The 16,193-nt window shown below is 69.0% G+C and carries 11 protein-coding genes; 3 read left to right on the forward strand and 8 right to left on the reverse strand.

Annotated features, from left to right (window positions below):
- Positions 1-10 precede the first annotated feature (10 nt).
- Positions 11-2,500: a TonB-dependent receptor plug domain-containing protein gene (locus H4F99_RS04570; protein WP_182668552.1), complete on the forward strand. Its 2,490-nt coding sequence runs from the start codon at positions 11-13 to the stop codon at positions 2,498-2,500.
- 96 nt (positions 2,501-2,596) lie between these two features.
- On the opposite strand, the gene H4F99_RS04575 is transcribed toward H4F99_RS04570, so the two are convergent.
- Genes H4F99_RS04575 through H4F99_RS04585 form a run of 3 tightly spaced genes read right to left on the reverse strand, consistent with a single transcriptional unit; the run spans position 2,597 to position 6,811 of the window.
- Positions 2,597-3,847 carry a multifunctional CCA addition/repair protein gene (locus H4F99_RS04575; RefSeq protein ID WP_182668553.1) on the reverse strand — a complete coding sequence of 417 codons (1,251 nt, stop codon included), beginning with the start codon at positions 3,845-3,847 and terminating at the stop codon, positions 2,597-2,599.
- Positions 3,844-4,776: a complex I NDUFA9 subunit family protein gene (locus H4F99_RS04580; protein WP_343064136.1), complete on the reverse strand. Its 933-nt coding sequence runs from the start codon at positions 4,774-4,776 to the stop codon at positions 3,844-3,846. The genes H4F99_RS04575 and H4F99_RS04580 overlap by 4 nt, the downstream gene beginning before the upstream one ends.
- A 4-nt stretch (positions 4,777-4,780) precedes the next feature.
- On the reverse strand, positions 4,781-6,811 hold the full coding sequence (locus H4F99_RS04585) for a lytic transglycosylase domain-containing protein (protein ID WP_182668555.1): 2,031 nt from the start codon (positions 6,809-6,811) through the stop codon (positions 4,781-4,783).
- Positions 6,812-6,931: 120 nt separating this feature from the next.
- Between H4F99_RS04585 and H4F99_RS04590 the strand changes: the two genes are divergently transcribed.
- Entirely contained in the window at positions 6,932-7,735 is an 804-nt protein-coding gene (locus H4F99_RS04590; RefSeq protein ID WP_182668556.1) for a sulfite exporter TauE/SafE family protein, read from the forward strand.
- Between the two features lie 345 nt (positions 7,736-8,080).
- Positions 8,081-10,948, forward strand: a complete 2,868-nt coding sequence (locus H4F99_RS04595) for a TonB-dependent receptor (protein WP_182668557.1) — start codon at positions 8,081-8,083, stop codon at positions 10,946-10,948.
- Positions 10,949-11,021: 73 nt separating this feature from the next.
- Here H4F99_RS04595 and H4F99_RS04600 read toward each other — a convergent pair whose 3' ends face one another.
- The 5 genes from H4F99_RS04600 to H4F99_RS04620 form a co-directional block, all read right to left on the reverse strand.
- Entirely contained in the window at positions 11,022-11,468 is a 447-nt protein-coding gene (locus H4F99_RS04600; protein ID WP_182668558.1) for a cupin domain-containing protein, read from the reverse strand.
- Between the two features lie 75 nt (positions 11,469-11,543).
- Positions 11,544-12,182 (reverse strand): RpiB/LacA/LacB family sugar-phosphate isomerase, encoded by a 639-nt coding sequence (locus tag H4F99_RS04605; RefSeq protein ID WP_182668559.1) that lies wholly within the window; start codon positions 12,180-12,182, stop codon positions 11,544-11,546.
- A 95-nt stretch (positions 12,183-12,277) separates the two neighbouring features.
- Positions 12,278-13,033, reverse strand: coding sequence for a 2-dehydro-3-deoxy-D-gluconate 5-dehydrogenase KduD (kduD, locus tag H4F99_RS04610; protein WP_182668560.1), 756 nt, complete (start codon positions 13,031-13,033; stop codon positions 12,278-12,280).
- 183 nt (positions 13,034-13,216) lie between these two features.
- Entirely contained in the window at positions 13,217-14,284 is a 1,068-nt protein-coding gene (locus tag H4F99_RS04615; protein WP_182668561.1) for a LacI family DNA-binding transcriptional regulator, read from the reverse strand.
- Between the two features lie 43 nt (positions 14,285-14,327).
- Positions 14,328-15,983: a family 43 glycosylhydrolase gene (locus H4F99_RS04620; RefSeq protein ID WP_182668562.1), complete on the reverse strand. Its 1,656-nt coding sequence runs from the start codon at positions 15,981-15,983 to the stop codon at positions 14,328-14,330.
- Positions 15,984-16,193 lie beyond the last annotated feature (210 nt).

Here is a 16,193-nt window from a genome sequence, read left to right on the forward strand (position 1 = left end):
GGAATCGCCCATGACTGCCCGTCCTTCCCGGCTCGCGCTCGCCGTTGCCGCATCGCTGGTCGCCGTTCTCGCGCCGGCCCAGGCCCAGCAGGCCGAAGACGCCGCCACCACTCTCGACCGGATCGAAGTGACCGGCTCGCGCGTGCTCGGACGTACCGCCGAGGAAACCGCGGCCCCGGTCGACATCATCGGCCGCGAGGAAATCGAATCCACCGGCGCGATGGAAGTGGGCCAGATCCTGCAGATGCTGGAGCCCTCGTTCAATTTCTCGCGCACCTTCGTGTCCGACGGCACCGACATCCTGCGCCCGGCCACGCTGCGCGCGCTGGGCCCGGACCAGGTGCTCGTGCTCGTCAACGGCAAGCGCCGCCACCAGCAGGCGCTGGTCAACGTGCAGCAGACCATCGGGCGCGGCTCGGCCGGTACCGACATCAACGCGATCCCGGTGTCCGCGATCGAGCGCATCGAAGTGCTGCGCGACGGCGCCGCCGCGCAGTACGGCTCGGACGCGATTTCCGGCGTGATCAACATCATCCTGAAGAAGCAGACCGACCACACCGACGTCGTCGTCGAGGGATCGCAGTACTACGCCGGCGACGGCGAGACGTTGCACGGCTCGGTCAATACCGGTTTCAAGCTCGGCGGCGATGGCGGCTTCCTCAACCTCTCGGCCGAGGCCCGCAACCGCAACGAGACCAATCGCGCGGGTCCCGACAGCCTGCGCGTCGATCCCCCGCGCGTGACCCAGCGCCTGGGCGACGCCGACGCCAAGGACCAGTACCTGTGGTTCAACAGCGGGCTGCCGGCCGGCGCCGGCGAGCTGTATGCCTTCGGCGGCCTCTCCCGGCGCGAGGGTGACTCGTCGGGCTTCTTCCGCAGCGCCGGCGACAACCGCACCGTGCCGGACCTGTATCCCGATGGCTTCCTGCCGAACATCCTGACCACGGTCGACGACGGCTCGATCGCGGTGGGCTACCGCGCACCGCTGGGCAATACCTGGGACTGGGACATCTCGGTCAACCACGGGCGCAGCCGTTTCGGTTTCGAGGAAGGCAACTCGGTCAATGTGTCGTGGTGGTACGAGCCGATCGATCCGGCTGATCCTTCCGCCGGCATCCATGCCGACTCCCCGACCCAGGCCGACACCGGCAAGCTCGAGTACGACCAGACCACCTTCAACCTCGACTTTCGCGGCAGCGTAGGGGGCTTCAACGGCGAGCCGCTGTACCTGGGCACGGGCCTGGAGTACCGCCGCGAGAACTACGCCATCCGCGCCGGCGACCTGGTGTCCTACAGCTATGGGCGCACCAACGATCGCGGCATCGACATCGTCGGTCAGACCGGCGAGACCGCGCAGCCGGGCATGCAGGGCTTCCCCGGCTTCTCGCCGACCGAGGCCGTCGACGAGGGGCGCCACAACGTGGCGGCGTACCTGGACGCGGAGACCAACCTCACTGAGCGCTTCCTGCTCGGTGCCGCCGTGCGCTTCGAGGACTACTCCGACTTCGGCAACACCACGACCGGCAAGCTGTCGGCGCGCTTCGACGCGACCGAGGCCTTCGCCGTGCGCGGCACGGTCTCCAGCGGCTTCCGCGCGCCGGGCGTGCAGCAGCTGTTCTACGGCCAGCGCTCGACCAACCTCAACGCCGCCGGCGTGCTGACCGACACCCTCACCGCGCGGCAGGACAGCGATGTCACCCGCGCTTTCGGCATCGAGCCCCTGCAGGAAGAGACCTCGACCAGTGGCTCGCTGGGCTTCGTCATCACCCCGAGCGACCGTTTCTCGCTGACCGTCGACCTGTTCCGCATCGACATCGACGACCGCATCATCTTCTCGAGCAACATCCAGCCCGAGTCGGTCGGCACCGATGGCAACCCCTGCGCGGCCGACAACGCCAACTGCCCGATCAGCGCGATCCTCGACCCGATCGGCGTCGGCCAGGTGCTGTTCTTCACCAACGCCATCGACACCCGCACCACCGGCCTGGACTTCGTCGCCAACCACAACACCGAGTTCCAGGGCGGCTCGACGCTCAACCTCACCGCGTTGCTGCACTTCAACGAGACCGAAGTCACCGCGCGCCGCTCGCAGTCGCCGATCCTCTCGCCCGAGGCGCTGTTCGACGACACCCAGGTGACCCTGCTCGAGGAAGGGCAGCCGGGCGAGCACCACGTGCTGCAGGCCATCTGGGGCAAGGACGCGTGGCAGGTGACCGGCCGCGCGAACTACTACGGCTCGGTCTCCGGCGAAGGCTTCACCCCGGGCATCAAGCAGACCTGGGGCGGCAAGACCCTGTTCGACCTGGCGGTGCGCTATGCGTTCTCCGACGCGCTCGCGCTGACCGTGGGCGGCAACAACATCTTCGACACCTATCCCGACACGTGGGACGCGGTCGACGGCGCTCCGTTCCCGCAACTGGGCTTCAAGTACGGCTGGGAGACCTTGCCGTTCGGCATGAATGGCGGCAGCTACTACATGCGGCTGGGCTACCGGTTCTGACCGGCGCCCGGCAGGGCAGCGGGCCGCGGCGGTGAATCGCCTGGTCGCGTGGCACGCAGGGTGGCTCGCCCGGGGCAGCCGGTCCGGGATACCGGCTCAGGGCATCGCCTCAGTGCCGCCGGGCCCTGCACTTCGTGCAATGGCTCTGATCCGTTCGCGTCGCAGCGCCTCGCCCACCGCGCGGCCGCTGCGTCCCTCGGCGACGTCGCGTGCCTTCACGGCGAGCGCGGCCTCGAGCGCGGCGACCAGCCGGTCCGCCTGGGGATAGGGGCTGTGTTCCAGACCGGTGCGTCCCTGCGCATCGGCGCGGCACGCCAGCGCCAGCCGGCGGATCCGTTCCGGTTTGCGGAAGCCATCGCAGCGTGCCAGCAGGTCGTGCAGGGTGGCGGGACGGAGTTCGTCGATGCGGTGGATGTTGAGGTGCTCGCGGCAGACCACCTCCGCCAGCTCGCGGTGTCCGTTGGGCACCTTGAGGCGCGTCGCCAGGGCCGCCAGCGGCGCGAGGCCGCGCTGCTCGTGTCCGCGATGGGAGGGCAAGACGCCATCGGGCGTGAGGGCCTTGCCGAGGTCGTGCGTGAGCGCTGCGAAACCGACCCGGTCGTCTCCCGGCGCCAGTGCGGCGGCCCGCTCGCATACCAGTTCGACATGCACGCCGGTATCGACCTCGGGGTGGTATTCGGCCCGTTGCGGAACGCCGTACAGGGCGTCGACCTCGGGCAGGACCACCGCCAGTGCACCGCAGTCGCGCAGGGAGCGCAGGAAGGCCGAGGGCGACGGCGCGGCCAAGGCCTTGCGCAGCTCCTGCCATACGCGTTCGGGCACCAGCTCGGCCACCTCGCCTGCGGCGACCATCGAGCGCATGAGCGCGAGGGTGTCCTCGGCGATGCTGAAACCGAGTGGAGCGAGGCGGGCCATGAAGCGCGCCGCACGCAGTACGCGCAGCGGGTCTTCGGCGAACGCGGGGCTGACGTGGCGGAGGCGGCGCGCTTCGATGTCGCGCCGGCCACCGAACGGGTCGATCAGGCGACCGTCGGCGTCCTCGGCGATGGCATTGAGCGTGAAGTCGCGGCGTTCGAGATCCTGTTCGAGCGTGACCGACGGGTCGGCGTGGACGACGAAGCCAACGTGGCCGCGCCCGCTCTTGCGCTCGGTCCGGGCCAGCGCATGTTCCTCACCGGTCGCGGGGTGCAGGAATACCGGGAAGTCGCGCCCGACTTGACGGAAACCCGCGTCGCGCATCTCCGCCGGCGTGCGGCCCACCACCACCCAGTCGCGATCCCCCGGGGGCAGCCCCAGCAGGCGGTCGCGCACCGCGCCACCGACCAGGTAGGTACCGGGGGGACTCATGTCCGGGCACGTACGCCCAGGATGACCGGGACCTGCGCAGGGACCGGCGTCGCATCGATGCCGAGGCGGGCAAGCCCGTCCTCGTCACTGATCGAATCCAACTGCAGGGCGCGCCAGTTATCCCGGCTGATCGGCTTGCCGGGCAGGTGCTCGCCGACGCCCGCCTGCAACCGGCCCAGAGCCTCGGGCAGACCGAGCACGATGCGATGGCGTCCACGCGCCCGCGCGGCAAGACGGATGATCCCGGCCAGCGTGAGGATGTCGGGACCGACCAGCGGATAGGTCTGGTGCACGGTGGCGGTGTTGCCCAGCGCGCGGGCGAAGGCCTCGACCACGTCGTCGATCCAGACCGGCTGGAACCTGGCGTCCGCCCGGCCCACGGGGAGCACCGGCGCAAACCGCAGGAGCGCGTCGAAGCGACAGAACAGGCCGTCGCCCGGGCCCGCGATCACCGACGGCTGGAACAGCGTCCAGTCCAGCCGCGAGGCACGCACTTCGCGTTCGGCATGTCCGCGCGCTTGCAGGTAGTGGCTCTGGCCGATGCCGGCGTTCAGGGCGCTCATCTGGAGCAGCCGGCGCACGCCGTTCTCGTGCATCGCGGTCACCAGCGAACGCGTGAGCGCAGTGAACACCCGCTCGAACTCTTCGCCGTCGTCGCGTTTCTCGTTGAGGATGCCGGCGAGGTTGACGACGGCATCGGCGTCGTCAAGCACCGCGCGCAGGAAGTCGACATCATGGACGTCGCCTTCGAGGACGCTGGCATCGCGGCTCAATGCCGCCCGCCGGGCCCGGTAGGCCGCCGCGTCCTTGCCCGGGCCGCGGCTGAGGACGGTCACCCGCCGGCCATCGTCCAGCAGGCGCTGCACCAGCGGACGGCCCACGAAACCGGTGCCCCCCAGTACAACCACGTGGCGAAGGTCGTCGCCCACCCGCTCAGCCTCCCACCGCCGCGGCAGGGCATGCGAATGCCTTCCGCGGGCCGTCGACCCGGCCGCGCATGCGGTCTTCCAGGCGCAGCGCATCGCCGTCCAGCTTCCAGTCGTAGATCACGCTGAAGGCCAGTACGCGGGCGGTGTACTCACGTGTCTCGCGGTAGCTGATCGTCTCGATCCAGAAATCGGGATCCATGCCCGGGCGCTGCGTGCGCCAGCGCAGCAACGGGGTCGGGCCGGCGTTGTAGCCGGCAATGGCGAAATAGGGTTGCCCACCGTTCTCGTCCATCATCTGCCGCAGGTAGGCGGTACCGAGCACGATGTTGGTGTCGGGATCGTAGAGGCTCGATGCCCCGCCCCAGGACCGGCCGAGCCGGCTGGCGACACTGGCACCGGTCGCGGGCAGGATCTGCATCAGGCCCATCGCGTTGGCGGGGGAGCGCGCGCGTGGATTGAAGGTGCTTTCGGCGCGGATCTCCGCGGCCACCCATGCCGGATCGAGGCGGTTGCGGGTGGCCTCGCGGCGGATGGTCGCGTCGTGGTGCAGGGGAAAGCGCAGGTCGTAAAGGCGGCGCTCGTCGGGGTTGGAGAGGTCCAGTCCGAAGACCGCGCGGTCGAACCAGCCGTTGGCTTCGGCATAGTCCACGGCGAGGATGCGTTCGGCGTCGCTGAAGCGCCCGCGCGCATCCTTCCACTCGGCCACGGCCCACCCGTAATGCCCCAGGCGTGCCAGCAGCACCGCGCGCTGCAGGGCCGGATCCCCGGTCACCTTGCGGACGGTCGCGGCATCGGCCTGTGGTTGCCAGGGGCACAGTGCGTAGGGCGCGTCGATGCGATCGGCGGCGAGGAAGCCGTGGAATTCGCTTTCGTTGGCGGCCTGGTGGTACAGGCGACGTGCACCGGCGTGATCGCCGGCCTTCTCGCTGAGGCGTGCTTCGAAGTACGTCCAACGCGCCTCGTTCCGCTGCTCGGTGCCCATGCGTCGGATGGCCGACAGGGCCGCGGTCCAGTCGGAGCGCGACAGCGCTTCGCGCACCTGCCATTCGTGCAGGCGCGGGTCGTAGCTCGCGTCCGGGACCCGCGCCAGGCGTTCAGCCGAGCGGGGCAGGTACGACGCCACGGTCCACAGCGCGATCTGGTACAGCACGCGGCCGCGGTCCGCTTCATTGAAACCCAGTGCATCGGCGTAGCGCGGCAGGGCGGCTTCGGCGGCATCCGGATCGGCCTTGCCCAGGCGCGCGAGGCCCTGCGAGGCCACCCGGCGGCTGCGTTCGGTCTTCGGCCAGTCCAGTGCGCGCGCGTGCGGCGCACTCATGAAGGCGGCGTAATCCGCGGCGAGCGTGGCGTCCCCGCCGGACATGCCGCGTCCGATCGCGCGCATCATGCCGGCATCCCATGCATCGATGGCCTTGTCGAAGCGCTCCCAGCGCAGTGCGGGCGTCAGCTCGCCGCGTGCCGCGAGGGTCGCGAACACCGGGTCGCAGGCATCGGGCAGGGACGTGCCACTGCCGGTCCACGTGGCCTGGGCGCGCGCGGTCCAATCGCTGCGCATGCGGCCCGTGGCGCTTTCCGCCTGCAGGGCATGGCACTCGAGCGCCGTCGCGTCGATGCCCTCGCGCCAGGCCGCGACGTAGGCGGGCCAGTCCTCGCGCCTGGCCAGTTGCCCCAGCCAGGCGAGCCGGAACGCGGTGCCCACGGCTTCGTCGCCATATCGCTTCAGGAAATCCTCCGCGCGCGAAGCGGGCAGCGTGTCCAGATTGCGGCGCAGGTCCGCGTATCCGATCCAGCGGTACAGGGCATGATCGGCCAGGTCGCCGTGACTGCCTGCGTCCAGGCGCCCTGCCTGGGCGGCGTCGATGGCGTCTCCCACCCGCGGGAGGCGCGGATCGGGCAGGGGTTGCAGCGTGGAAGGGCGTGGAGCGGGCGTGGACGCGGCGACGGCGGCCGTCTGGGCAGGGCTGGCGCATGCGGTGCCCGCAAGGGCCGCCACGATGAGCGCGAACGCGGTCCGGGGAGAGCGGGGGATGGTCATGGGCCGACTATAGCGGAGGCTTCATGAAGCCTTTGGTGAAAGCGCTCGCACGCAGGGTCGCGGTTCCAGCGATGGCGATCCTTCACGTACGCTTCGGAATCCTCTTCCCGGGTGTGCGTCATGTCCTTGCCGGTTTCCCTGTTGTGTTTCCTGGCCCTGGGAGGCGTCGCGGGCGTGCTCGCTGGGCTGTTGGGGGTCGGCGGGGGGCTGGTGCTGGTGGCTGCGCTGGCCTGGCTGCTGCCACTGATGGGGGTGCCGCAGGAAGCGGCCATGCATGCGGCGCTGGCCAGTTCGCTCGCGAGTATCGTACTGACCGCGGCGGCATCCGCGCGCGCGCACCATCGGCGCGGCAGCGTGATGTGGCCGACGGTGGCCTGGATGGTGCCGGGCCTGCTGCTGGGCGGCTGGCTGGGCAGCGGCATCGCGGTACGGATCGACGATGACGTGTTGCGCTGGCTCGTCGCCGGCTATTGCCTGCTGGCTGCAGCGCAACTGATGCTGGGCCGCCCCCGTACCGGCGTCACTCATGGAACGTCGCCGCGTGGCGTGGGCATGACGGCAGCGGGCGGGGGCATCGGTGCGCTCTCGGCGGTGGTCGGCATTGGCGGGGGCAGCATGACCGTCCCCTTGCTGGTGGCCCTGGGCAGCGCGCCGGTGCGGGCGGTGGGCACGTCTTCCGCATGCGGCATCGCCATTGGCCTGGCCAGTGCGGCCGGGTATGCCGCGCATGCACCCGACGGTGCCCTGCCCGCGCACGCCATCGGCTACGTGTATGTGCCCGCCGCGCTCGGCGTCGCGGCGGCCTCGGTACTGGCGGCGCCGTACGGGACCCGCCTTGCCCACCGCCTGTCCGGTGACGCCCTGAAGCGTGTCTTCGCCGTGTTCCTGCTGCTGGTGGGGGCCAGCCTGGCTTTCAGCGGCTGAACCCGATGGTCCGCCTCCCGCAGGAACGGGAACGCCCGGCACTCGGCCAGGCGTTCCGGCGCATCAGGCGATGCCGTCCTTCGGCGTGCGCCTGCCGGCGGCGTCCCTCGCCGGAGCCGTGTTGAACCGGCATTCAGGTTGCGGCGCCCGCCGACCTTAGTACGGCACTTGCAAGCCGGGACGCGCGGCCGTGGCGGCACCACACCCCGTCCCCATGCCTACGGTCATGGTTGTGGCGGATTCACAAAACGTTTACAAATCCCGGGTGCCCCCAAGGAATACGGACAGGGGTGGGGCGCATTGGTTTGTCAGTTCTGTCAGCCATTCCTAGGGAGAGAGAGCACCATGAACGTGCAACACCGCAACATCCTGGCGCGCGCGATCCGCGCGTCACTGCTGGCCGGCATGATCGTCGCGCCGGCCATCGCCACCGCCCAGGACTCGGGCGATGCGGCCAAGACCCTCGACTCGGTCACCGTCACCGGCACCCGCATCAAGAAAGCCGAGATCGAGACGCAGGTCCCGATCCATACGGTCAGTCGGGAGGACATCGACCGCACGGGACTGACGTCGCTGGGCGACGTGGTCCAGGAGCTGACCGGATCCGGATCGGCCCTCAACACCAAGTTCAATTCCTCGGGCAACTTCGGCTTCCCGCCCGATGGCGGCGGCGTCGGCGCGGGTTCCGCGCAGGTCGACCTGCGGCACCTCGGCTCCAAGCGCGTACTCGTGCTGGTCGACGGCGTCCGCTGGGTCAACGAAGCCTCGGCGTCCGGCGTGGGCGCCTCGACCGACCTCAACACCATCCCGCTCGCCATCGTCGAACGGATCGAGGTGCTCGAGGACGGCGCATCCTCCCTGTATGGCTCGGATGCGATCGCGGGCGTGGTCAACATCATCACCCGGCGCGACATGGACGGCGCGCAGATCAGCGTCGGCTATGGCCAGTACGGCGAGGGCGACGGCGCGAACAGCAACGTGGACCTGTCCTGGGGCATGACCACCGAGCGCAGCAGCCTGTTCCTCGGCCTGAGCTACGTCGACCAGGAGAAGATCAAGGCGTCCGACCGCGAGCAGTCCTCGTATCCGGTGCCTGGCACCGGCGTGGCGTTCGGCAGCTCGGGCACGCCCACGGGACGCTTCATCTTCACCGATCCCAACACCGGCGTGACCCATGACATCACGCCGAACGACGCAACGCCCGACCCGTCCTACGACCCGTCGCAGGGCTGCACGCGTACCGACGGGTTCCATTGCTTCGCCACCGACGACCGTTTCAACTTCGCGCAGTACAACCTGCTGCTCACGCCTTCGCGACGGATGGGCCTGTTCGGCCAGTTCCGCTTCGACATCAACGACAACGTCCAGTGGTACGTGAAGGCCCTCGCGAACCGCCGTGAGTCCACCAACCAGGCGGCACCGGAACCGATCTTCCTCGGCCCCGAGGCGGGCACCGGCAATCCGCTGGCGGACAACATCGTGATTTCCGGACTGAACCCGTACAACCCGTTCGGGTTCGACCTGGACTCCTCGAGCAACCTGATCCTGATCGGGCGGCGTCCGGTGGAAGGCGGGCCGCGCGTCTTCGAGCAGCAGGTCGACACCCAGTACGTCGCCACGGGCCTGGAAGGCAGTTTCGAGGCTGGCAGCCGCTACTGGTTCTGGGACGCCAACGCCGCCTACAGCCGCAACGAGGCCGAGCAGACCAACCGCGGCAGCTACAACATCCGCAAGATCTCGCAGGCGCTGGGCGACCCGGCAGCCTGTGCGGCGATCGCCGGTTGCGTGCCGCTGGACATCTTCGGCGAAGGCACCATCACCCGGGAAATGCTGGACTTCATCCAGCCGGTAGTGCGCGATAGGAGCGAGCAGACGCTTGGACTCTTCTCGGCGAACCTGTCGGGCGACCTGTTCGACATGTGGGCCGGCCCGCTGTCGTTCGCCACGGGCTACGAGTACCGCAAGTACGAAGGGTGGTACCGGCCGGATCCGATCACCGTGGCCGGCGATTACAACGGCGTGCCGTCGCAGGCGACATCGGGCGAGTACGACGTCAACGAGGTCTACGTCGAGTTCAACGTGCCGCTGTTCGCCTTGGCTGACGGCCAGAAGCTCGACCTGAGCCTCGCCGGGCGGTACTCGGATTACTCCACCTTCGGCGGTGAGTTCACGCCCAAGTACGGATTGCGCTGGCAGGTGGCCGACGAGCTGGTCCTTCGCGCGACGTTCGCCGAAGGCTTCCGGGCGCCGTCGATCGGCGAGCTGTACGGGTCCGACAGCCGGTTCGATGCGCAGCTTCGCGATCCCTGCACCGAGCCCTTCCTCGACCCGTCGGTGGAGCCGAACTGCCGCACGCTGGGCGTGCCGGCGGGCTATGCGCAGGCGAACCCGCAGATCTCGGTGGTGACGGGTGGCAATCCGGACCTTGAGCCGGAGACCTCGAACAGCTTCAGCACGGGCTTCGTCTACAGTCCGGCCTTCGCCAGCGACGCGGCATGGTCCGAGCGGCTCGACCTCGAGGTGACCTACTACCGGCACAGCCTGGAAGGGGCGGTGCAGGCGATCGACGCGCAGACCCAGCTCGACCTGTGCGTGGAGACGCTCGACCCGCTGTACTGCAATGGCATCTCGCGTGCATCGACGGGTGGCATCAGCAACTTCAGCAACCGCCTGACCAATCTCGGTTCGATCAAGACCGAGGGCTGGGATGCCGATCTGGCGTGGACGCTGCCGGAAAGTTCGGCGGGCCGGTTCCGTGCGACCTGGCAGAACACCTTCGTCACCCGCTACGAGGCCGTGGGCGCGGCGGGACAGGTGCAGCCGCGCGCACCCGGCATCGAGGTCAACGACAGCGCGATCCCGGAGTGGACGTCGAACGCGGTGCTGGACTGGTCGCGGAACGCATGGACGGCGTCATGGACGATCCGCTACATCAGCGAGCTGACCGAGGACTGCGGCGGCGCGGTGACGTTCCCGGTCTGCGGCGACCCCGACACCGGCACCAACACGCTGGATGCCATCACCTACCACGACCTGCAGGTGGGCTACCGCTTCGACTGGCTGAAGGGCTTCACGCTGACCGCGGGCGCCAACAACGTGCTCGACGAGGACCCGCCGATCTGCCTGTCGTGCTCGTTGAACGGCTACGACGCGTCGACCTACGACATCCCGGGCGGACGGTTCTTCTACGTGCGCGCCGACCTGCGGTTCTGAGGTCGCGTCAGCGGAATGGCGGCCGGTGCGAACGCGCTGGCCGCCAACCGTTCCACCCCTGTCCTGCGAACGCTCAGGGCGTGGGTGTGGGCGTAGGGGTGGCGGGGCGCTTGCGGTAGACGATGAAGATCACCAGGTCTTCGGAGCCCCGCTGGTACAGCGCATGGCGGCTGCCGTCGCGGGTGAGGATGGCATCGCCCGGGCCCACCGCACGGGTTTCGCCGTCGAGCATCAGCTCGCCTTCGCCCGACAGGATGTAGTAGATCTCGTCCTTGTCGTTGAGGTGCGCACCGATGCTGGCGCCCGGATGCAGGGCGCGCTTGCGGAAGATGGTCTCGAACCCCTCCGCGTCATCGAAGAACGGATAGGCGGTGGTGGTGCCCGTGCCCTCGTGGGGACCCGGTTGCTCGACCGCGATGTCGCGTTCGTTCTCGACGTAGGAATCCGTGCGCGGCTCGCCGGCATGCACGCAGGCGGCGAACGCGAACGTCGAAAGGAGGGCGATGCAGCGGGTCTTCATGGCCTGGTCCCGAGCGTCGATCAGGGAAGCGGGCAGCCTGTCGGGCCGCCCGCTGGGATTGCCTCGTGTGCCGGCTTACTTGCCGAGCACGGACTTGACGTAGGCCACGATCGCCTCGTCCTGCGCGTTGTCGAAGAACGCCTTCTGGAAGCGCTCGCCGCCGACGGCCTGCTTGACCAGCTCCGGGTCGATCGACTTCAGGCCCTCGACGAAGTCCTTGGACGCGCCGGCCTTCACGTCGGCCAGGATGCCCGCGTTGGTCATCTGCGATTCCTTGCGCTCGGCCGGGTAGCCCTGGCCGCGCTCGCCGGCAAACGCCTTCTCGAAGATGTAGCGGATGTTGATCTCCGCACCCCAGCCGTAGCCCTTGGCGAAGGGCAGGGCCAGCGCGTTGCCGTTGTTGACCTGGGCGAACAGGAAGGCGTCGGTCGGCTCGATGCAGTAGCCGCAGTACACGCCCGGCCAGGCATTGAGCGACATCATCGCGCCCTGGCCGGTGCCACAGCCGGCGACGACGAAATCGACCGCCTTCGAATTGATCAGCAGCGCGGCGCAGATGCCGAGGTGGATGTAGGTCAGGCGGTGGTCGTTGTCACCGTCCATGCCGACGTTGAAGACCTGGTGGCCCTGCGCGGCGGCGACGGTGTTCAGCTGCTCCAGCACGACCGGGTTCTTGGCGGCCTGGCTGAATTCCTGCATCAAAGCGATTTTCATGGGGGAGCTCTCTTGCGTGTATGGAGATGGTTAGCGTCCGGCACGCGGGGTGCCGGGGTGCGGTCCGGGCGCCTGCCGGGACCGCGAGGGGCGCGTCAGCGCGCCAGCCAGCCGCCGTCGACCGGGATCACTGCGCCGTTGACGTAGTCGGAGGCGGTGCTGGACAGGAACACCGCGGTGCCGCCCAGGTCGGCCGGCTCGCCCCAGCGTGCGGCCGGGATGCGATCGAGGATGGCCTTGTTGCGGTCCTCGTCCGCACGCAACTGCGCCGTGTTGTCGGTGGCCATGTAGCCCGGCGCGATCGCGTTGATGTTGATGCCCTTGGCCGCCCATTCGTTGGCCAGCAGGCGGGTGATGCCGGCGATTCCGCTCTTGGACGCGGTGTACGACGGCACGCGGATGCCGCCCTGGAAGGACAGCATCGAGGCGATGTTGATGATCTTGCCGCGGCCCTGGCCGATGAAGTGCTTGCCGGCGGCCTGCGACATGAAGAAGGCGGACTTGATGTTGACGTTCATCACGTCGTCCCAGTCCTTCTCGGAGAACTCGACGGCGTCGGCGCGGCGGATCAGGCCGGCGTTGTTGACCAGGATGTCGAGGCCGCCGAGGCCTGCAACGGTTTCGGCCACGATGCGCTCGACCGGCTCGATGCTGATCAGGTTGGCGTCGATGTTGAGGAAACGGCGGCCGAGGGCCGTGATCTTCTCGCCGGTCTCGTCGGCCGGCACGATGCCGGCGGCGGCAATGTCCGCGCCTGCGGCGGCCAGCGCCAGTGCAATGCCCTGGCCCAGGCCGGTGTTGGCGCCGGTGACCAGCGCGACCTTGCCTTCGAGACTGAATGGATTCGACATCGGTGTTACCCCTTCGCGTTCTGAGTTGGCGGGCGCGGGCCCGTGGTGGCGCTGGATGCGGGGTGCCCGTTGCAACCGGTGGCACGCCGCGATGGCGGGTTGGGCTGTCTTTCGATTCTAGGCGGTTTGGAAACCGGTGTCATTCCGCGCTGCGCCATTGGCTGGCCCGCGGCGGGGTGGGATTCAGGCTTCGGGCGGCTGGCAGGAGTCCCGCGCGACCAGGTGCGGGCGCACGCTGGCGACCGGTCGGCCGCGCAGGTCGTCCTCGGACTGGATCAGCATGGCCGCGGCGATCCGCCCGGTATCGCGCGTGTCGCGACGGACCGAGGTCAGCGGCGGCCACAGGCGCGAGGCCAGCGGGCTGTCGTCGTACCCGATCACGGACAGCTGGCGCGGGATGCTGATGCCCATGCGCAGCGCGACGCGGTACACGCCAGCGGCCATTTCGTCGTTCTCGCAGAAGATCGCGGTCGGCCGGTCCTTCGCCGAGAGCAGTTTCTCGGCCGCGGCCACGCCCGATTCGAAGGTGTAGCCGGCCTCGAGCACCCGCGACTTCGGCAGTTTGATCCCGCGTCGCGACAGTGCGTCGACGAAGCCCTCGGTGCGCTCGATCGCGGACCGGTAGGCGCCGGGTCCGGTGATCAGGGCGATGTCGCGATGGCCCAGGGTCTGCAGGTAGTCGGCCGCTTCGGCCGCGCCATCGCGGTCATGGGTGATGACCATCCGCGAATGCGCGTCCAGCGCTACCGCCGCGATGCGGGTGTAGCGGCAGCCTATGCTGGCGAGCATGTCGGCCAGGGCCTGGTCCTCAGACACGCGCGGGACCAGCATCACGCCGTGCAGCTTCTGCTGCTGCACGAAGCGCCGCACGCCGTCGATGTAGTCGGGGCTGCGGCTGTCGCAGGGATGCACCACGAGCTCGAAACCCGACCCGCGCAACGCATCCAGCGCGCCGTACTGCATGTTCACGATGAACTGCGCGGTCGGGTTGTCGTAGACCATGCCGATCAGGAACGAGCGGCGGAAGGCGAGGCCGCGCGCCAGCGGGTCGGGGGTGTAGCCCACCTCCCGCATCAGCGCCTCGACCCGTTCGCGGGTTTCCTCGCGCACCAGCGGCGAGCGGTTGATGATCCGCGAGACGGTCTTCTTCGATACGCCGGCGAGCCGCGCGATGTCGTTGATCGTCGCCGCCCGGCCCTTGAAGTCGGCCGGGTCGATCGCGCTCTTGCGTGGTTTCTTGGCTGCGGGCATCGGGTGGGTCGCGTCGTGGTCCCGTGGATTCTAGCCGCTCCGCTCAGTCGAGCGCGCGGTACCGGTAGTCGATGAAGCGCACCTTCCCGTCGCCGGCGGCATAGACGCCCGGACGCAGGGAGAGGAACCTGCCGGCGACGTTGTGGTGGTACCCGGACAGCTCCATCTGGACGCCGTACTTGGTCCACTCGTCGCCGTCGAAGCTGTAGTGGGTGGTCAGGATCTGATCCTGGTAGGTCATCCGCAGCCAGAGGTCGCCGCCGGGGCCGGGGGACAGCTTCGCGGGGCGCTCCTTGCCGTAGCGGTGCATGATGAAGTCCTTGCCGTTGCTGCCGACGCCGGCATACAGGCGGTCGCTGTAGAACATCAGGGCGCCGCCGACCGCGCCCGGTTCGATCCGCATGTGGACCTCGAACTGGTAGTCCCGATCGCCGGCGATCTGGGTCAGCGGCGACGCGTCGGCGGGGACGGTGCCCTTGCCGGCCAGGACCAGCGCGCCGTCTTCAAACGACACCCGCGACATTTCGCCCGGCTCGGGGTCGTAGAACGCCCACTGCGTTCCCAGTGCCGGGCCGTCGAACGCGTCGGACAGCGCCATGCCGTGCTCGACCGCCGTCCCTGCCGGCTTCGGCAGGGGTTCGCCGAGATCACCGCCCTTGGCGACGAACCAGCCGTCCGCGGTCCATTCGATCGGATCCAGCAGGGCCTGGCGGCCGAGCGTCCACAGGCCGTTTTCGTAGCCGTGGTAGACCATCCACCACTGGCCCGCGGTGTCTTCGACCAGGGTGGCGTGGCCACGCGACCACCAGTCCTCGCCGCGCGTTTCGGTGCGCACGACGGGGTTGTTCGGTGCGTTCTCCCAGGGGCCGTGGATCGACTTGGAGCGCGCGACGATCACCATGTGGCCGGTCGGCGGCCCGGCGGTGCCGCCGACCGCGGTGATCATGTAATACCAGTCGCCGCGGCGGGTGATCTTGGGTCCTTCCTGCGCGTAGCCTTCGACGACCCACTCCTCCGGGTACTGCCAGCCATCGTAGACGTGCTTGACCTCGCCCACCGTGGACAGGCCGTCGTCGGACAGCCCGACGTAGTCGCCGCCGCTCAGGAACAGGTAGCGCTTGCCGTCCTCGCCGACCGCGTGGCCGGGGTCGATGTGGCCCGGCAGGCCGATGTTGACCGGTTCGCTCCACGGGCCGTTGATGTCATCCGCCCAGACCACGTAATTGCTGCGTTGCGTGCCCTCGGTGCCGCCGACGCGCGCCGGGAAGTAGATGTAATAGCGACCCTCATGGAGGACCAGGTCGGGCGCCCAGATGGAGCCGACATTCTCGGTGATCGCATGGCCCACCGGAGCCCAGTTGACCAGGTCGCGGGAATGCCAGATCGGCAGGCCGGGATAGGCATCGAACGACGACAGCGTCATGTAGTAGTCGTCGCCGACGCGCAGGACCGACGGGTCCGGGTGGTCGCCGCCGAGGATCGGGTTGAGGAAGGTGCCGTTGCCCAGGTCCGCCTTGCGCTGGTTCTCGATGCCGCGGGCCCACGCCAACGTCGGCGACGTCGCATCCTGCCGCGGGCCGTCGCTGCGGGTGGCCGACGGTTCCGGGGCCGAGGGAGTCGGGCTGCAGCCGGCGGCCACGAGGGCTGCGAGCGCGGGAGCGATGAGCGAGGCGAGGGTCCGGGAATTCGAAAGGGGCATGGGTCTCTCTTGGAATGGGCGCTACCGGCGGGATGACACCGCTGGTCAATTCCAACCTAGCAAAGCGGCCGCCCGGGGGCATCGTGCGGCGCAACATGGCCTTCGCAGGCATTGCCGCTACAGTGAAGGTGAACCCACGGCAGCTTGCAGGGTGCTGTTATGACACCGTTGGCCATCCTCGCGGTCCCCTTGGAATACGGACCGGAACGT

It is taken from the genome of Marilutibacter penaei (assembly GCF_014145395.1).
Classification (GTDB): Bacteria; Pseudomonadota; Gammaproteobacteria; order Xanthomonadales; family Xanthomonadaceae; genus Marilutibacter; species Marilutibacter penaei.